A 15,615-nucleotide genomic window follows, 5' to 3' on the forward strand; every position below is an offset into this window, starting at 1 on the left:
GCGGGCTTCAGGCGTCCTTATAGCGATATCCGACACCGTAGAGGGTCTCGATCTGGGCGAACTCGGGATCGACGGCGCGGAACTTCTTGCGCAGGCGCTTGATGTGGCTGTCGATGGTGCGGTCGTCGACGTAGATGCTCTCGCCGTAGGCGATGTCGATGAGCTGGTCGCGGCTCTTCACATGGCCGGGGCGCTGGGCGAGCGCCTGCAGGATGAGGAACTCGGTGACCGTCAGGTCGACGGCCTCGCCCTTCCAGGTGACCATGTGGCGGGCCGGGTCGACGATCATGTCGCCGCGCCGCAGGGCATCGGGCGAGATTTCCGCCGGCGCCCCCGGCGCCGCCCCGGCGGCGGCGGCGGCCGCGTCGGCGCGGGCCTCGGCACGGCGCAGGATGGAGCGGATGCGCTCGATGAGCAGGCGCTGGCTGAACGGCTTCTTGATGTAGTCGTCGGCGCCCATGCGCAGGCCGAGCAGCTCGTCCACCTCGTCGTCCTTGGAGGTGAGGAAGATGATCGGCATGTCGGTCTGCTTGCGCAGGCGCTGCAGCAGTTCCATGCCGTCCATGCGCGGCATCTTGATGTCGAGCACGGCGAGGTCGGCCGGCCTGGCGCTCAGGCCGTCCAGCGCCTCGGCGCCGTCGGTGTAGGTGGTGACCTTGAAGCCCTCGGACTCGAGCAGGATCGAGACCGAGGTCAGAATGTTGCGATCGTCGTCCACCAGGGCGATGGTCTTGCTCACCCGTCGTCTCCCGAAACTCGTGGGCCGTCATGATCCGGCGGATCGTGGCGGCGCATTATGGCGAAAATGAAGCCCGGCGGCGATGCTTTCCGCGTCAGGCCCGGCCGGCGGGTGACGCGCTGCGCGGCAGGCGCAGGACGGCGCGGCAGCCGCCGCCGGGGGCGTCGTCCAGCGCGACCTCGCCGCCGTAGAGCCGTGCGAGGTCGCGGGCGATGGCGAGGCCGAGGCCGGTGCCGGGCACGCTTTCGTCGAGCCGCCGGCCGCGGTCGAACACGGCGGCGCGCTGGTCGGCGGGCAGGCCGGGGCCGTCGTCGTCGACCACGATCTCCAGCCGTTCCGGCCCCAGGGCGGCGGCGGTGACGGTGACCTGCGTCGCTGCCCACTTGGCGGCGTTGTCGATGAGGTTGCCGGCCATTTCCTGCAGGTCCTGGGCGTCGCCGCGGAAGGCCAGGTCGGGCGGCACGGCGACGGTCACCGGGCGGTCGTTGAGGCGGCCGACGGCACGCGCCAGCGGCTCCAGCGTCGCCGCCACCGGCGCCCGGATGCCGGGCAGGTCGCGGGCGGCGGCGGCGCGGGCGCGGGCGAGGTTGGCCTCCACCTGGCGGCGCATGGCCTCCACCTGCTCGGCCAGCACCGCCGCCGCCTCGCCGTGACCGGCGCCGCCCAGGTCCTGCGCTTCGGCGGCGATGACGGCGAGCGGCGTCTTCAGGCCGTGGGCGAGGTCGCCGGCCTGCCGGCGGGCGCGGGCGACGGTCTCGCGCTCGTGGTCGAGCAGGGCGTTGAGGTCGTCCACCAGCGGCGTCACCTCGGCCGGGAAGCTGCCGGCGAGGCGGTCGGCCCGGCCGCGGCGCACGTCCAGCACCTGCCGCCGCAACCGCCGCAAGGGGTGCAGCACCGCCGCGCCCTGCGCCGCCGCCGCCAGCACCAGGGCACCGCCGAGCACCACGAAGGCGACGGAGAGGTCGCGGGTGAAGCGCCCGACCGCCGCCTCCACCGCCGCGGCATCGTGGGCCACCGCCACCACCACCGGCGCCTCGCGCTCGGGCAACGTGATGCGTCGTTCGGCGGTCAGCAGGGCGGCGCCGCGCGGCCCCGTCAGGCGGTGGAGGTGGACCTCGCCGTCCTGCGGCAGGTCGGGCGGCAGGGCGAGGGCGGCATCCCACAGCGAGCGCGACCGCACCTCCGGCGGCACGCCCACCTGCCAGTAGAAGCCCGACAGCGGGCGCCCGAAACGCGGGTCGGAGGGCGGCCGCTCCACCGTCAGGGCACCGTCGGGGCCGACGGCGAGGCCGGCGATGACCTGATCCATGTCCAGCACCAGCGCCTCGCGCGCCTGGGCCTCCACATGGCCGCGGAACAGGTCCACCAGCACCCAGCCGCCGGCGGCCAGCGCCACGCCGATCCACAGCACGGCCCCGAGCAGCATGCGCCGCCCGAGCGAGGCGGCCCGCGGCGTCGCCCGCGTCATGCCGGCGGCACCCGGTAGCCGAGGCCGCGTACCGTCTCGATGAGGTCGGCGCCGAGCTTGCGGCGCAGGCGTCCGACGAAGACTTCCAGCGTGTTGCTGTCGCGGTCGAAATCCTGGGCGTAGACGTGTTCCGTCAGGCGCGACCGGCTCACCACCTCGCCCCGGTGCAGCATGAGGTAGGCGAGCACCCGGTACTCGTGGGCGGTCAGCGCCACCGGCTCGCCGGCCTTGGTGACGGCGCTGGCGCGCGGGTCGAGCACGACGTCGCCCACCTGCACCCGCGGATCGGCCTGTCCCGCCGCCCGGCGGATGAGGGCGCGCAGGCGGGCGAGCAGTTCCTCGACGTTGAACGGCTTGGTGACGTAGTCGTCGGCGCCGGCGTCGAGCCCGGCCACCTTGTCGCTCCACGAATCGCGGGCGGTGAGCACGAGGACCGGCATGGCCCGCCCCGCCGCCCGCCAGCGCCGCAGCACGGTGGCGCCGTCGACGCGCGGCAGCCCGAGGTCGAGGACGACGGCGTCGTAGTCCTCCGTCTCACCCAGGATTTCGGCGCGTTCGCCGTCGTAGGCCGTGTCGACGGCATAGCCGGCGGCCTGCAGGGCGCGTTCCAGCTGCAGGGTGAGGCGCGGCTCGTCCTCCACCACCAGGACCCTCATCGGTGCTTGCCCTTCGTTTCGAGAAGCGCGCCCGTGCCGGCGTCGAAGACCTGTTCGATCACCCGTCCCTCGGGCGTCAGGATCTTCAGCTCGTAGATCAGGCGGCCGTGCTCGTTCTCCAGTTCCACCTCCAGAAGGCGGCCGTCGTCCTCGACGCCGGTGCGTGCCAGCAGGTCGGCGAGCGGTAGGACGTCGCCGGCCTGCAGGGCGCGGCGGGCGCGGTCGTGGTCGTGGTCGCGGCGCGCCTCGTCGTCGTCGGCATGGACGGGGCCGGCGAGGGCGAGGACGCAGGCGAGGGCGAGCAGCGGTGTCGTCTTCATGTCCACAGCATAACGCCGTTGGCTGAACCGCGCCTGAACGATCGTCGGCGGCCCTTCAGGCTGGGTTCAGGAAGACCTTGCTAGACCGGGGGGCATCACGAGGCATCCACAGGAGAGATCGCCATGATCGTCAAGATGGTCCTGCAGGGCCTGGCCGCCGCCGCGGTGATCGCCGGCGCCGGCTTCGCCTGGGCCGCGGCGACCGGCTCGCCCGACCTGTCCGCGGCCGTTGCCACCGCCGCTACCGCTGCAACTGCTACCGCCACCGACACCGGCTACCTGCCGTACCCCGCCGGACGTGGCGGCCACGACGACGAGCACGGGGAGGACCGCGACGATGACTGACGCTTCGCCCGCGGCCGCGCCGCCGCGCCGCCGTCTCGCCATGCCGGCCATGCGGGCGTGGCACGCCGTGATCGCCGGCGGCTTCCTGGTCGCCTGGCTGACCGGCGACAGCGACGCGCTCTACATCCCCCATCAGGTCGCGGGGTACGCCGTGCTGGGTGCGGTGGTCCTGCGGCTGGTCGCCGGCCTGGTCGCGACCAAGGCGCCGTGGCGCCTGCCGCGCCCGTCCCTCGCTGCGGCGCGGGCATGGCTCGCCACCGGCCGCGGCCGCAACCCGCTGTTCGCCTGGTTCGCCGTCGCCCTGCTGGTGACGGTCGGGGTGGCCGCCGCCTCCGGCATGGCGGCGCACTGGATCGTCTGGCTGGAGGATCTGCACGAAGGGGCGTCCACCGTCTCGCTGTGGGTCGTGCTCGGCCACATCGCCTTCATCCTGTTCCTGTTCGGCGGCCGCCGTGTCGTCGCCGCCCTGTGGCGCCGGATCGCCGCCGCCGTCCGCCCCTCCATCGCCGAGGAAACCGCCCGATGAGACTCCGCACCCTGACCGCCGCCGTGCTGCTGCAGGGGGTCGCCGCCGCTCCGGCGCAGGCCGCCGGAGCGGCCGAGCGCGCCGCCCTGCTCGACGGCTACGCCGCCGCGGCGAAGGCCGCCGACGCCGCCTTCGCCGGGTTCTCCGCCGCCCGCGGCGAGACCTTCTACCGCACCGAATGGGCGGGCGGCGAGCCGCGTACGCCGTCGTGCGCCGCCTGCCATACGGCCGACCCGCGCCAGCCGGGCCGCAACGCCAAGACCGGCCGGCCCATCGAGCCGGTGGCCGTGTCGGTGACGCCATCCCGCTTCACCGACCCCGACGAGGTGGAGAAGCAGTTCCGCCGCGACTGCGAGGCCGTGCTCGGCCGGGCCTGCACGGCGCAGGAAAAGGGCGACTACATCACCTTCCTGGCGGGGCAGTGACCATGCGCGTGATCCCAGCTTTCCTCGTCGCCGCCGTCGTTCTCGCCGCCGGCCCGGCGCTCGCCGACTCGGACGAGTGGGTGCCGCCGGTGACCGACGCCCTCACCCGCGCCGAGTGCGGCGATTGCCACATGGCCTTCCAGCCCGCCTTCCTGCCGGCACGGTCGTGGGACCGCCTGATGGACGGCCTGTCGGACCACTTCGGCGACGACGCCTCGCTGCCGGCCGAGAAAGTCGCCGCCATCCGCGCCTACCTGACCGCCAACGCCGGCGACGTGCGGCCCGAGGGGGCGGCGCGCGGCTACATGCGCCGGGTCGCGCCCGACGGCGTGCCGCTGCGCATCACCGAGAACCCCGCCTTCCTGCGCGAGCACGACTTCCGGCCCGCCGTCTGGCAGCGGCCCGACGTGGTGACCAAGTCCAACTGCCTCGCCTGCCACCGTCAGGCCGACCGCGGCCTCTACGAAGACGACTGACGCGGGGCATGACTCAGTCCCGGATGCGGCGGCCGGTGAAGGGGTTCCAGCCTTCCGCCGCCAGCACCGCCCAGGCGGTGGCGCCCAGGTGGGGCAGGCGATAGTAGAAGAAGTCGTCGGTGGTGCTGTCCGGCCCGATGGCGAGGCCGGTCGCGAGGCGCTCGTCCTTGGTCGCCCACAGCAGGCCGCCGGGGCTCTCCTGCGCCAGCGCCTCGGCCAGGAAACCGGTCGCAGCGTCGGTGCGCCCGGCCAGGGCGAAGACCAGGGCGGCCTGTGCCGTGCCCTCCGTCCAGAAGCCCGGCCGTCCGGCGGCGAAGGAAACGCCGCCGTCGCTCGCGAAGTCCGCCGCCACGTGATCCAGTGCCCGCCGCCAGTCGGCCGGGGCGTCGGCCAGCAGCAACGGCCACAACTGGGCGTCGAGGCCAGAGACGCCGTCGTTGCGCGTCACGCCGTCGGGCAGGGTGCCGGTGGCGAAGCGGCCCGCGGCGGCCCTCCACTGGGCGTCGAGGAAGCGGCGCGCCGCCGCCGCCGGGCCGGCCCAGCGGTCGCCGGCCCCGTCGCGGCGGTCGAGCCAGGTGAAGAGGGCGGCGGCGTCGGCCGCGTGTTCCGTCGATTTCCACGTCAGCGCCCGCGGCGCCGCCTCGCCGCCGTGGACCCCGCCGCGGAACCCGCCGGCGCCGCGGTCGTCGGCAGTGGCGCTGACGATCCACTGCGCCAACCGCTCCGCCGCGTCGGCGAGGGCGGGCGCCTGCGGTGCATCCGGCGTCGCCTCGGCGACGGTCAGCAGCGCGAGCCCGGCCCAGGCGACGTTCCCCGTCGCGGTGCCGACCTGATAGTCGTCCTCCAGCCACCGTCCGGCCGCCGCGTCCCACCAGCCGTGGGGTGGCGGCGGCGCTGCCTGCGGTCCGGCCCGATAGGCGTTGCGCAGCCGCCCCTCCGGCCCCGCCCGGTCGGCGGTGGCGGCCAGGGCCAGCGCGGCGGCGATGCGGCGGGCCTCGGCGGGGCGGCCGCAGGCGGTCAGGGCGATGGCGGCCAGGGCGTTGTCGTAGGTGAAGGCGGCGCCGGCCAGGGCCGGATCGTCCACGTCCTCCCAACTCGCCAGGAAGACCGGGGCATCACCGGCAGCCGCCGCCACCCGCGCGGCCAGGGCATCGCAGGCCGCCGTTCCGCCGTCGGCGCGGGCGAAGGCGGGTGGCGCGACGGCCACCGTCAGCAGGGCGAGCAGGAGGGGCAGGGCGAAGCGGACCATGGTGTCGTTATGCCACGGCGGTTGCGGGTCGTCGCGGCCCATCTCGCCCCCGGGGAAAGACGCCGACGGAAGCAACGGAAGGCATGAGGCGTCTCTCCTGAATGTCTCGAAGGGTAGAGGTGCCGGATAACCCTTATGATAAACAAAAGCACGGTGCGTTGTTCTCGTGCGTCATGTCATGGTGCAGCCGTGTTCCGGAAGAGATATTGCGTATTTCTTCAAAACGAAACCGAGCTTCCGGTCACGTTTCTGCAAAAATGACTTCAAGGTGATACGGAGATCCCTATGCTTCTCTTCAACCGAATAAAGGGCGCCGCGCGCCTGGCCGCAGTCACCGCCTTCGCGGTGGGTGGCGTCACGGCCACGGCCGAGGCTGCCTCCATCTCCATCACGCCCGGTGCGACGGAGGGGGCCACCACCGTCACCGGCACCGGCAGCGCCTGTGGGGGTGGGTCGTCCTTCGGGTCGTTCACGTCGTGCACCGCCGGCGGCAACGCCAAGGCCGACACGGTGACGGCGGCGCTGGCCGCCGAGCTGACCAACTATTCCGAGGTCGACCTGACCGGCGGCTACTATCCCGGCAAGCCGGACGGCGCCATCACCAAGCTCGGCAGCGAGTTCAAGGGTGGCGACACCAACACCTTCACCTTCAGCGGGCTGCCGCAGGACACGCTGTTCATCTCGCTGAAGCAGGGCAATGCGTTCGAGATCTTCAACGTCGCCCAGTACGCCAGCCGCGACATGCTGCTGGCGGTGACCCATACGCTCGGCACCGACACCAGCAACATCGCCATCTGGACCGGCAGCGTGCCGGGCGTGGCGCCGGTGCCGCTGCCGGCCGCCGGCCTGCTGTTCGTCCCGGCGCTGGCCGGCCTCTACGCCGCCGGCCGCATCCGCCGGAAGAAGGCGGCGGTGCAGACCGCAGGCCCGGCGACCGCCCAGGTCGCCTGACCCCAAGACGGGCCGCCGCACCCGCGGCGGCCCATTCCTTCGCCCTCACATCGTCGCGGCGATGCGGCCGACTTCGGCGAGCACGGCGTTGCGGGCGTCGGCCGAGGCGCCGCGGACTTCGTAGTAGGCGGTGACCACCAGCGGCGGCCGGGTGTTCGGCCAGACAGCGGCCACGTCGGCGGCGGTGCCGCTGCCGTTGGTGCCGGTCTTGTCGCCGACCAGCCAGGTGGCGGGGAAGCCGGCGCGCAGGCGGGCGTCGCCGGTGCGGTTGGTGACGAGCCAGCCCCGCAGCAGGTCCCGCGACCGCCGCGACAGAGCCTCCTCGAACAGCAGTGCATGCAGGGTGGCGGCCATGGACGCCGGCGCGACCGTGTCGCGCTCGTCGCCCGCATGGTCGTGCTCGTTCAGCGCCGGCTCGGTGCGATCGAAGCGCGACACCGCATCACCGAGGCCGCGCACGAAGGCGGTGAGGGCGGCCGGCCCGCCGGAGGCGGCGTGCAGCAGGTTGGCGGCGGCGTTGTCGCTCATGGTGACGGCGGCGTCGCACAACTGGGCGACCGTCATGCCGGGCGTGCCAACGAAGGTTTCCGCCACCGGCGACCAGGGGACGAGGTCGGCCTTCCCGACCGGGATGCGGCGGTCCAGGGTCTCCTGGCCGGCGTCCACCCGGCGCAGGACGTGGGCGGCGAGCAGTGCCTTGAAGGTGCTGCAGGCGAGGAAGCGCTCGTCCTGCCGCCAGCCCGTGCGGGCGCCCGTGGCGACGTCCAGGATGGTGACGCCGAGGCGGCCGCCGTGGCGCCGCTCCAGGTCGGCCAGACGGGCGCCCGGGTCGGAAACGGCGGTGGCGGTCTCGGCGCGGAGGGGAACGGAGGCGAGCGCGGGCGCCGCCAGCAGGGCGCCGATCAGCGCGCTGCGACGTGTCAGGCTGGGCATGGTGGGAGTGATCCTCTCGAACGGGGAGGGGGGCAGGGCGACGCCGGCGGCGGGCCGGCGCTCTCCGGTCAAGCGATAGGCGAGCCCGCCGCGGCGGACAAACGATGCTTTGTCCGCAGAGCCATGAGATGTTCTCAGGTGTCCCACGGGATGGCCGCGCGATACTCTCGGGCGCCCTGCCGGAGAGACCTTCATGGACGTGTCCCAGTTGCCGCTCAATGCCTTGCGCGCCTTCGAAGCGTCGGCGCGCCTCGGCAGCTTCACCCGCGCGGGCATGGAGTTGCGGGTGACGCAGACGGCGGTCAGTCACCAGGTCAAGGCGCTGGAGGCGGTGCTCGGGGTGAAGCTGTTCGACCGGCTGCCGCGCGGCCTCGCGCTCACCGACGAGGCGCACGTGCTGCTGCCGGTGCTGACCGACGCCTTCCGCCGCATGAGCGTCACCCTCAGCCGGTTCGAGCAGGGCGACTTCCAGGAAGTGCTGACGGTGGGCGTGGTGGCGACCTTCGCCATGGGCTGGCTGCTGCCGCGGCTGCCGGACTTCGCGCAGGCCCACCCGCATATAGACCTGCGCCTGAAGACCAACGACAACACCGCCGACATGCTGATCGACGGGCTCGACGTGTTCATCCGGTTCGGCGACGGTGCGTGGACGGGCATGGACGCCGTGCCGCTGATGGAAGCGCCGCTGGGCCCGGTGTGCGCCCCGGCGGTGGCGGCCCGCCTGCGGCGGCCGGCCGATCTGGCCGGCGAGCACCTGCTGCGGTCCTACCGCCGCGACGAATGGCCGGCGTGGTTCAGCGCCGCCGGGCTGGAGGTGCCGACCCTGCGCGGCTGGATGTTCGATTCGTCCCTCAGCCTCGCCGAGGCGGCCGCCCGCGGCACCGGCGTGGCGCTGGTGCCGGCGGCGATGTTCACCGAGCAGTTGGCAGCCGGGCGCATCGTGCGGCCCTTCGACATCACCGTCACCACCGGCCGCTACTGGCTGACCCGCCTGAAATCGCGCACCGAGACGGCCGCCATGAAGGCCTTCCGGCAGTGGATCGGGACGCAGGCGGCATCATAGGCCGCGGTGCGGCGGCACATGGACGTGCGACGGCCAGCCAGAACCCAACCGCCGACACCGGATCGCGTCAGCGGAAAGGTTGGGAAAGCGGGCCTGATGGGAAGGGAAGATGGCGGAGAGGGTGGGATTCGAACCCACGGTACCCTCGCGGGTACAACGGTTTTCGAGACCGCCCCGTTCGACCGCTCCGGCACCTCTCCGCACTGAAAAGGCCGCAGTTTTTGGCGTCGGTCGCTTGCGGGAGGCCGATACATAGCGTAAGGTCCCGGGCAGTGCAACAACGCTGTTGCAGATTTTTTCGCCGCCCGCCGCCGGCCCGCATTCCAGGGCCGGATGCTCCGTCGGGTGGACCCGTCCGCAGGGGAAAGAACACCTGCGCCCCCTCTCGCAATGTCCGGATCGGGCATTGACAGGCGGGGCGTCGTCTGTATATTTCCCCGCTCCATCCGCGGGGCCCAGCTCCGCCCACGTTTCGCAGTCAAGGTTGCACCACCATGTTCGCAGTCATCAAGACCGGCGGGAAGCAGTACAAGGTCGCGCAGGACGACGTCATCGCCATCGAGAAGCTGTCGTCCGAGGCCGGCGAGGCCGTCACGTTCGACAACGTGCTGATGGTCGGCGACAAGGTCGGCGCCCCGATCGTGGACGGCGCGTCCGTGACGGGCGAGGTCCTGAAGCAGTTCCGCGACGACAAGGTGATCGTCTTCAAGAAGAAGCGTCGCCAGAACTACCGCCGCAAGAACGGCCACCGCCAGTACAAGACCCTGGTCAAGATCACCGGCATCACCGGCTGATCCCGGGTCCGCTAGAGTTCAAGGAGAGCACGAATGGCTCATAAGAAGGCAGGCGGTTCGTCCCGCAACGGTCGCGACTCCGCCGGTAAGCGCCTCGGCGTGAAGAAGTTCGGCGGCGAGAAGGTCATCGCCGGCAACATCATCGTCCGCCAGTGCGGCACGAAGTGGCATCCGGGCGAAGGCGTCGGCCTCGGCCGCGACTTCACCATCTTCGCCGTGCGCGATGGCGCCGTGAAGTTCCACACCGGCTACAAGGGCCGCGTGTTCGTGTCGGTGGACCCGACGGCCTAAGCTCCGGCTCGGGCCTCGACCGACCGGTCGGATAAGAGGGGAACGGATCGCACCGTTCCCCTCTTTTCGTTTGTCCGGATCGCCCCACATTGCAGGCGCGGGGCCGCGCCGCTTCCAGGCATCGCGCCCCGCCGACGTTTCCAATGAAAGTGCGCGTTCGATGAAGTTCCTCGACCAGGCCAAGATCTACGTCCGCTCCGGCAACGGCGGGAACGGGTGCGTCGCGTTCCGGCGCGAGAAATTCATCGAATACGGCGGCCCCGACGGCGGCGACGGCGGGCGCGGCGGCGACATCGTGTTCGAGGCGGCCGCCAACCTGAACACCCTCATCGACTTCCGCTACCAGCAGCACTTCAAGGCCGAGCGCGGCCACGACGGCGCCGGCCGCGACATGCACGGCCGCGGTGGCCACGACCTGATCGTCAAGGTGCCGGTCGGCACGCAGATCCTCGCCGACGACCAGGAGGAAGTGCTGGCCGACATGGTGCGCCCCGGCCAGCGGGTGACCCTGCTGAAGGGCGGCAACGGCGGCTGGGGCAACGCCCGCTTCAAGACGTCCACCAACCAGGCGCCGCGCAACGCGAATCCGGGCCAGGAAGGCGAGGAGATGTGGGTCTGGCTGCGGCTGAAGCTCATCGCCGACGCCGGCCTGGTCGGCCTGCCCAACGCCGGCAAGTCCACCTTCCTCGGCGCCGTCACGCGCGCCCGGCCGAAGGTGGCCGACTATCCGTTCACCACGCTGCACCCGAACCTGGGCGTCGCCTATGTGAACAACACGGAATTCGTCATCGCCGACATCCCCGGCCTGATCGAGGGTGCGAGCGAGGGCGCCGGCCTCGGCACCCGCTTCCTCGGCCATGTGGAGCGCTGCGGCGTGCTGCTGCATCTGGTCGACGGCACCGATTACGACAACGTGGCGCAGCACTACCGCACCATCCGGCACGAGCTGGAGGAATACGGCGGCGGCCTGGCGGAAAAGCCGGAGCTGATCGCGATCACCAAGACCGACGCCCTGATCCCCGAGATCGTCGACGAACTGCGCGACGCACTGGCCGCCGAATCGGGCCAGCGCAAGGAGGACATCCTGGCGATTTCCTCCGTCGCGCGGCAGGGGCTCGATCCGGTGCTGCACCGCATGCTGGGCTATGTGATGGAGGCGCGCGCCGCCCGCCACGCCGAGGACGGCGGCTATGCCGACGAGGTGGTGGAGGAGGCCGACGGCGACGCGCAGGAGCAGGAGAACGGCGAATGGCGGCCCTGATCGACTCGGCGGACACGGCGGCGGAGCGCTCGCCGCTCGCGCAGGCCAAGCGCATCATCGTCAAGATCGGCTCGGCCCTGCTGGTGGACGAGGCGCGCGGCGAGGTGCAGCGGGCGTGGCTCGACACCGTGGCCGACGACATTGCCGCCTGCAAGGCGCGCGGGCAGGAGGTGATCGTGGTCACCTCGGGCTCCATCGCCGTCGGCCGGCGTCACCTCGGCCTGCCCAAGGGGCCGCTGAAGCTGGAGGAAAAGCAGGCCGCCGCCGCCACCGGGCAGGGGCGACTCGCGCACGCCTACCAGGAGACGCTGGCCCGCCACGGCATCACGGCGGCGCAGGTGCTGCTGACCATCGGCGACACCGAGGACCGGCGGCGCTATCTCAACGGCCGCAACACGCTCGATACCCTGCTGCGCCATGGCGCCGTGCCGGTCATCAACGAGAACGACACGGTGGCGACCACCGAGATCCGCTTCGGCGACAACGACCGCCTGGCCGCCCGAGTCGCCATGATGATCGGCGCCGATGCGCTGGTGCTGCTGTCTGACATCGACGGGCTCTACACCGCCGATCCCAAGGTCTCCCCCGATGCCCGCCTGATCCCGGAAGTGCGCGAGATGACGCCGGAGATCGAGGCCATGGCCGGCGAGGCGCGGCCGGGCTACGGTTCCGGCGGCATGGTCACCAAGCTCATGGCGGCGCGCATCTGCATGGGCGCCGGTACCCGCATGGCCATCGGCCTCGGCAAGGTGCTCCACCCGCTGCGCACCCTGGAACAGACCGGCCGCTGCACCTGGTTCATCCCCAAGGAAACGCCGCGCACCGCCCGCAAGAACTGGATCGCCGGCCGCCTGCGCCCCGCCGGCACGCTGCACGTCGACGACGGCGCCGCCCAGGCGCTGGCCGCCGGGCGCTCGCTGCTGCCGGCCGGCGTGACGACGGTGGAAGGCACCTTCGAGCGCGGCGACGCCGTGCAGATCAAGGACGCCGACGGCCGCGTCATCGCCAAGGGGCTCATCGCCTACAACAGCCACGACGCCATCCTCATCGCCGGCCACAAGACCGCAGACATCGAAGACCTGCTCGGCTACCGTGGCCGCGACGAAATGATCCACCGGGACGATCTCGTCCTGGACGTCTGACATCAAAGGGAGAAGGACCGCCCGCCATGACCACCGCCGCCCTCGCCGAAACCACCGACGTCCGCGACCTGATGGCCGAAATCGGCCGCCGTGCCCGTGCGGCCGGCCTGGTGCTCGCGCGCACGCCGGCGGCGCCGAAGGATGCGGCCTTGCGGGCGGCGGCGGCGGCCCTGCGCGCCCGGGCGGCGGACATCAAGGCGGCCAACGCGCTGGACATGGAGGCGGGCCGCCAGAAGGGCCTGACGCCCGCCATGCTCGACCGCCTGGCGCTGACCGACGCCCGCATCGAGGGCATGGCGCGCGGCCTCGAGGACATCGCGGCGCTGCCCGACCCCGTGGGTGCGGTGATGGCCGAGTGGGACCGTCCCAACGGCCTGAAGATCCAGCGCGTGCGCACGCCGCTCGGCGTCATCGGCGTCATCTACGAAAGCCGCCCCAACGTCACGGCCGACGCCGGTGCGCTCTGCCTGAAGGCGGGCAATGCCGCCGTGCTGCGCGGCGGGTCGGAGAGCTTCCATTCCTCGCGCGCCATCCTCGCCTGCCTGCAGGACGGGCTGGAAGCGGCGGGCCTGCCGCTGGATTGCATCCAGATGGTGCCGACCACCGACCGCGCCTTCGTCGGCGCCATGATCACGGCGACGGAATACATCGACGTCATCGTGCCGCGCGGCGGCAAGTCGCTCATCGAACGGCTGTCGGCGGAAAGCCGCATCCCCATGTTCAAGCACCTGGACGGCATCTGCCACACCTACGTCCATGCCGCCGCCGATGCGGCGCTGGCGCGGGCGGTGGTGGTGAACGCCAAGATGCGCCGCACCGGCATCTGCGGCGCCACCGAGACGTTGCTGGTGGACCGGGCGCTGGAAGGCTCGCTGCTGCCGCAGCTCATCGGCGACCTGCTCGACGCCGGCTGCGAGGTGCGCGGCGACGCGGCGGTGCAGGCGGTCGACCCCCGCGTGGTGGCGGCGACCGATGCCGACTGGGACACCGAATACCTGGACGCCATCGTCAGCGCGCGGGTGGTGGACGGGCTCGACGACGCCATCGCCCACATCAACGCCCACTCCAGCCAGCACACCGAATCGATCCTCACCGAGGACGCGGCGGCGGCGGAGCGCTTCATGGCGGAAATCGACTCGGCGATCCTCATGCACAACGCCTCCACCCAGTTCGCCGACGGCGGCGAGTTCGGCATGGGGGCGGAGATCGGCATCTCCACCGGCAAGCTGCACGCCCGCGGCCCGGTGGGCGTCGAGCAACTGACCACCTTCAAGTACAAGGTGCGCGGCACCGGCCAGTGCCGCCCGTCGTGACGGGTTCGGAGGCCACGAGGCGGTTCCGCGACCCCGGCGACTCGCTGCCGGCCTGGGGCGACGGCCGGCGGCTGCGGGTCGGGCTGCTCGGCGGCAGCTTCAACCCGGCGCACGACGGCCACCGCTTCATTGCGACGGAAGCGCTGCGGCGCCTGGGTCTCGACGAGGTGTGGTGGCTGGTCAGCCCGCAGAACCCGCTGAAGCCGACCCGCGGCATGGCGCCGCTGGCCGAGCGGGCGGCGGGCGCGCGCCGGGTGGCGGCGCATCCGCGCATACGGGTGACGACCATCGAGGCGCGACTCGGCACGCGCTATACCGCCGACACCCTGGCGAAACTGCGACGGCGGTTCCCGCGGACCACCTTCGTGTGGCTCATGGGGGCCGACAATCTGGACCAGATCAGCCGGTGGCGGGCCTGGTCATCGATCTTTCGCAACCATCCCGTTGCGGTGTTCGACCGTGCGCCCTATTCTTATCGGGCGTTGGCAAGCAAGGCGGCGCGGCGATTCGCCAGGAACCGACTGCCCCTTCGGAAGGCCCCGGTTCTGGCCGGCAGCGAAGCCCCCGCGTGGGTCTTCCTTCCGATCCGACGCCATCCCGCCTCGGCGACAGCGATTCGCGCCGGCCGGCACGGTGCTGGCGGCACCCCCGCGTGAGAGCGGGGCTCTGCTCATGACTACGGCGCGGCCCAACCTTATGGAGCGACCCATAAACACCGATCGGCATGTGCCTCTCGACCCGGCTCAAGTGGTCGAACTGGTCGAAACGATCCTCGAAGACAGCAAGGCCGAAGACGTGCTCGTCATCGACCTCGCGGGCAAGTCCTCCATCGCCGAATACATGGTCATCGCCTCCGGCCGCAGCTCGCGGCAGGTCGCGTCGGCGGCCGAGCACATCGTGGAGAAGCTGAAGGCCGTCGGCCTGCTGCCCTCCATCGAAGGCAAGGCTGCGGGCGACTGGGTGCTGGTCGATGCCGGCGACGTGGTGGTCCACCTGTTCCGGCCGGAAGTGCGCGCCTTCTACAATCTGGAGAAGATGTGGGGCGTGGCCAACCCGGCGCGGCCGCCGGTGGCGCCCGATGCGGCGGCCCAGGCCGCCTTCATGGCCTGAGGGAGCGTCCACCGCCTCCTCCGTGACCGGCTACGGCTGCCGCCGGGCCAGGACGGAAAGGGGCGGGTGGAGGTCCGATCCGCCATGAAACTCCTGCTCGCCGCCGTCGGGCGCGCGAAGAACGGTCCCGAGCGCGCCCTGTTCGAGCAATACGCGAGCCGCCTGAAACTGCCTTTCGACGTGCGGGAGGTGGAAGAAAAGCGGCCGCTGTCCTCTGCCGAACGCAAGGCGCGCGAGGCCGACCTGCTGCTGGCCTGCGTGCCGGCCGGGGCGGTCGTGGTCGCGCTGGACGAACGCGGCAAGCTCTACGGCTCCGAAGACTTCGCCGCCGCCTATGGCGGCTGGCTGGAACGCGGCGCGCCCTGTGTCGCCTTCCTGATCGGCGGCGCCGACGGCCACGGCGACGCCGTGCGCACCCGCGCCGACGCGCTCCTCTCCCTCGGCAAGATGACCTGGCCCCACATGCTGGTGCGCGCCATGCTGGCCGAACAGCTGTTCCGCGCCCAGAGCATCCTGGACGGGCATCCGTACCACCGGGCGTGAGGCGGCGGCG

The 15,615-nt window shown here is 72.0% G+C and carries 20 protein-coding genes and 1 tRNA gene; 14 read left to right on the forward strand and 7 right to left on the reverse strand.

From position 1 onward, the window contains the following. Positions 1 to 7 precede the first annotated feature (7 nt). From CRP50_RS06500 to CRP50_RS06515, 4 genes are all read right to left on the reverse strand, one after another. Entirely contained in the window at positions 8 to 739 is a 732-nt protein-coding gene (locus tag CRP50_RS06500; protein WP_097278169.1) for a response regulator transcription factor, read from the reverse strand. A gap of 94 nt (positions 740 to 833) precedes the next feature. Further along, the gene (locus CRP50_RS06505; RefSeq protein ID WP_097278170.1) at positions 834 to 2,207 is read right to left on the reverse strand and encodes an ATP-binding protein; all 1,374 of its coding nucleotides are present in this window, start codon (positions 2,205 to 2,207) and stop codon (positions 834 to 836) included. Beyond that, a complete protein-coding gene (locus CRP50_RS06510; protein ID WP_097278171.1) occupies positions 2,204 to 2,863 on the reverse strand; it encodes a response regulator transcription factor in 660 nt (219 codons plus the stop codon). The genes CRP50_RS06505 and CRP50_RS06510 overlap by 4 nt, the downstream gene beginning before the upstream one ends. After that, entirely contained in the window at positions 2,860 to 3,183 is a 324-nt protein-coding gene (locus CRP50_RS06515) for a PepSY domain-containing protein (RefSeq protein ID WP_097278366.1), read from the reverse strand. The genes CRP50_RS06510 and CRP50_RS06515 overlap by 4 nt, the downstream gene beginning before the upstream one ends. A gap of 123 nt (positions 3,184 to 3,306) precedes the next feature. Between CRP50_RS06515 and CRP50_RS06520 the strand changes: the two genes are divergently transcribed. Genes CRP50_RS06520 through CRP50_RS06535 form a run of 4 tightly spaced genes read left to right on the forward strand, consistent with a single transcriptional unit; the run spans position 3,307 to position 4,955 of the window. Then, complete coding sequence (locus tag CRP50_RS06520) at positions 3,307 to 3,528, forward strand: hypothetical protein (protein WP_097278172.1); 222 nt, start codon at positions 3,307 to 3,309, stop codon at positions 3,526 to 3,528. Then, on the forward strand, positions 3,521 to 4,054 hold the full coding sequence (locus tag CRP50_RS06525; protein WP_097278173.1) for a hypothetical protein: 534 nt from the start codon (positions 3,521 to 3,523) through the stop codon (positions 4,052 to 4,054). The genes CRP50_RS06520 and CRP50_RS06525 overlap by 8 nt, the downstream gene beginning before the upstream one ends. After that, on the forward strand, positions 4,051 to 4,479 hold the full coding sequence (locus tag CRP50_RS06530) for a DUF1924 domain-containing protein (RefSeq protein ID WP_097278174.1): 429 nt from the start codon (positions 4,051 to 4,053) through the stop codon (positions 4,477 to 4,479). Before CRP50_RS06525 ends, CRP50_RS06530 begins: the two co-directional genes overlap by 4 nt. A gap of 2 nt (positions 4,480 to 4,481) precedes the next feature. Then, complete coding sequence (locus CRP50_RS06535) at positions 4,482 to 4,955, forward strand: diheme cytochrome c (RefSeq protein ID WP_097278367.1); 474 nt, start codon at positions 4,482 to 4,484, stop codon at positions 4,953 to 4,955. Between the two features lie 13 nt (positions 4,956 to 4,968). Here CRP50_RS06535 and CRP50_RS06540 read toward each other — a convergent pair whose 3' ends face one another. Continuing rightward, positions 4,969 to 6,204, reverse strand: a complete 1,236-nt coding sequence (locus tag CRP50_RS06540) for a hypothetical protein (protein ID WP_141415072.1) — start codon at positions 6,202 to 6,204, stop codon at positions 4,969 to 4,971. 285 nt (positions 6,205 to 6,489) lie between these two features. Here CRP50_RS06540 and CRP50_RS06545 point away from each other — a divergent pair, with 285 nt between their 5' ends. Then, positions 6,490 to 7,155: a hypothetical protein gene (locus CRP50_RS06545; protein ID WP_097278176.1), complete on the forward strand. Its 666-nt coding sequence runs from the start codon at positions 6,490 to 6,492 to the stop codon at positions 7,153 to 7,155. Positions 7,156 to 7,200: 45 nt separating this feature from the next. Here the strand turns inward: CRP50_RS06545 and bla are convergent, their stop codons facing one another. Next, positions 7,201 to 8,088: a class A beta-lactamase gene (gene bla / locus CRP50_RS06550; RefSeq protein ID WP_097278177.1), complete on the reverse strand. Its 888-nt coding sequence runs from the start codon at positions 8,086 to 8,088 to the stop codon at positions 7,201 to 7,203. A 193-nt stretch (positions 8,089 to 8,281) separates the two neighbouring features. Between bla and CRP50_RS06555 the strand changes: the two genes are divergently transcribed. Next, entirely contained in the window at positions 8,282 to 9,151 is an 870-nt protein-coding gene (locus CRP50_RS06555) for a LysR family transcriptional regulator (protein ID WP_097278178.1), read from the forward strand. A 110-nt stretch (positions 9,152 to 9,261) separates the two neighbouring features. Here CRP50_RS06555 and CRP50_RS06560 read toward each other — a convergent pair. Further along, positions 9,262 to 9,351, reverse strand: a tRNA-Ser gene (locus tag CRP50_RS06560). A gap of 294 nt (positions 9,352 to 9,645) precedes the next feature. On the opposite strand from CRP50_RS06560, the gene rplU reads away from it, so the two are divergent. The 8 genes from rplU (at position 9,646) to rlmH (ending at position 15,605) form a co-directional block, all read left to right on the forward strand. Then, complete coding sequence (rplU, locus tag CRP50_RS06565; protein WP_097278179.1) at positions 9,646 to 9,945, forward strand: 50S ribosomal protein L21; 300 nt, start codon at positions 9,646 to 9,648, stop codon at positions 9,943 to 9,945. Between the two features lie 33 nt (positions 9,946 to 9,978). Then, positions 9,979 to 10,236, forward strand: coding sequence for a 50S ribosomal protein L27 (gene rpmA / locus CRP50_RS06570; RefSeq protein WP_097278180.1), 258 nt, complete (start codon positions 9,979 to 9,981; stop codon positions 10,234 to 10,236). Between the two features lie 160 nt (positions 10,237 to 10,396). Next, positions 10,397 to 11,497, forward strand: a complete 1,101-nt coding sequence (gene obgE, locus CRP50_RS06575) for a GTPase ObgE (RefSeq protein ID WP_097278181.1) — start codon at positions 10,397 to 10,399, stop codon at positions 11,495 to 11,497. Then, the gene (gene proB / locus CRP50_RS06580; RefSeq protein ID WP_097278182.1) at positions 11,485 to 12,639 is read left to right on the forward strand and encodes a glutamate 5-kinase; all 1,155 of its coding nucleotides are present in this window, start codon (positions 11,485 to 11,487) and stop codon (positions 12,637 to 12,639) included. The genes obgE and proB overlap by 13 nt, the downstream gene beginning before the upstream one ends. A 26-nt stretch (positions 12,640 to 12,665) precedes the next feature. Then, positions 12,666 to 13,952: a glutamate-5-semialdehyde dehydrogenase gene (locus tag CRP50_RS06585; RefSeq protein ID WP_097278183.1), complete on the forward strand. Its 1,287-nt coding sequence runs from the start codon at positions 12,666 to 12,668 to the stop codon at positions 13,950 to 13,952. A 44-nt stretch (positions 13,953 to 13,996) separates the two neighbouring features. Then, positions 13,997 to 14,608 carry a nicotinate-nucleotide adenylyltransferase gene (locus CRP50_RS06590; protein ID WP_097278368.1) on the forward strand — a complete coding sequence of 204 codons (612 nt, stop codon included), beginning with the start codon at positions 13,997 to 13,999 and terminating at the stop codon, positions 14,606 to 14,608. Positions 14,609 to 14,678: 70 nt separating this feature from the next. Next, positions 14,679 to 15,062 (forward strand): ribosome silencing factor, encoded by a 384-nt coding sequence (gene rsfS, locus CRP50_RS06595; protein ID WP_416045200.1) that lies wholly within the window; start codon positions 14,679 to 14,681, stop codon positions 15,060 to 15,062. Positions 15,063 to 15,146: 84 nt separating this feature from the next. After that, a complete protein-coding gene (gene rlmH, locus CRP50_RS06600) occupies positions 15,147 to 15,605 on the forward strand; it encodes a 23S rRNA (pseudouridine(1915)-N(3))-methyltransferase RlmH (protein ID WP_097278185.1) in 459 nt (152 codons plus the stop codon). Positions 15,606 to 15,615: the final 10 nt, after the last annotated feature.

This window comes from Caenispirillum bisanense (assembly GCF_900230255.1).
Lineage (GTDB): Bacteria > Pseudomonadota > Alphaproteobacteria > Rhodospirillales > Rhodospirillaceae > Caenispirillum > Caenispirillum bisanense_A.

Excerpts from the sequence above, each read along its gene's own strand:
- CRP50_RS06505 (WP_097278170.1), bottom strand. The coding sequence starts at position 2,207 with ATGACGCGGGCGACGCCGCGGGCCGCCTCGCTCGGGCGGCGCATGCTG.
- CRP50_RS06510 (WP_097278171.1), bottom strand. The coding sequence starts at position 2,863 with ATGAGGGTCCTGGTGGTGGAGGACGAGCCGCGCCTCACCCTGCAGCTG.
- CRP50_RS06515 (WP_097278366.1), bottom strand. The coding sequence starts at position 3,183 with ATGAAGACGACACCGCTGCTCGCCCTCGCCTGCGTCCTCGCCCTCGCC.
- CRP50_RS06520 (WP_097278172.1), top strand. The coding sequence starts at position 3,307 with ATGATCGTCAAGATGGTCCTGCAGGGCCTGGCCGCCGCCGCGGTGATC.
- CRP50_RS06525 (WP_097278173.1), top strand. The coding sequence starts at position 3,521 with ATGACTGACGCTTCGCCCGCGGCCGCGCCGCCGCGCCGCCGTCTCGCC.
- CRP50_RS06530 (WP_097278174.1), top strand. The coding sequence starts at position 4,051 with ATGAGACTCCGCACCCTGACCGCCGCCGTGCTGCTGCAGGGGGTCGCC.
- CRP50_RS06535 (WP_097278367.1), top strand. The coding sequence starts at position 4,482 with ATGCGCGTGATCCCAGCTTTCCTCGTCGCCGCCGTCGTTCTCGCCGCC.
- CRP50_RS06540 (WP_141415072.1), bottom strand. The coding sequence starts at position 6,204 with ATGGTCCGCTTCGCCCTGCCCCTCCTGCTCGCCCTGCTGACGGTGGCC.
- CRP50_RS06545 (WP_097278176.1), top strand. The coding sequence starts at position 6,490 with ATGCTTCTCTTCAACCGAATAAAGGGCGCCGCGCGCCTGGCCGCAGTC.
- bla (WP_097278177.1), bottom strand. The coding sequence starts at position 8,088 with ATGCCCAGCCTGACACGTCGCAGCGCGCTGATCGGCGCCCTGCTGGCG.
- CRP50_RS06555 (WP_097278178.1), top strand. The coding sequence starts at position 8,282 with ATGGACGTGTCCCAGTTGCCGCTCAATGCCTTGCGCGCCTTCGAAGCG.
- rplU (WP_097278179.1), top strand. The coding sequence starts at position 9,646 with ATGTTCGCAGTCATCAAGACCGGCGGGAAGCAGTACAAGGTCGCGCAG.
- rpmA (WP_097278180.1), top strand. The coding sequence starts at position 9,979 with ATGGCTCATAAGAAGGCAGGCGGTTCGTCCCGCAACGGTCGCGACTCC.
- obgE (WP_097278181.1), top strand. The coding sequence starts at position 10,397 with ATGAAGTTCCTCGACCAGGCCAAGATCTACGTCCGCTCCGGCAACGGC.
- proB (WP_097278182.1), top strand. The coding sequence starts at position 11,485 with ATGGCGGCCCTGATCGACTCGGCGGACACGGCGGCGGAGCGCTCGCCG.
- CRP50_RS06585 (WP_097278183.1), top strand. The coding sequence starts at position 12,666 with ATGACCACCGCCGCCCTCGCCGAAACCACCGACGTCCGCGACCTGATG.
- rlmH (WP_097278185.1), top strand. The coding sequence starts at position 15,147 with ATGAAACTCCTGCTCGCCGCCGTCGGGCGCGCGAAGAACGGTCCCGAG.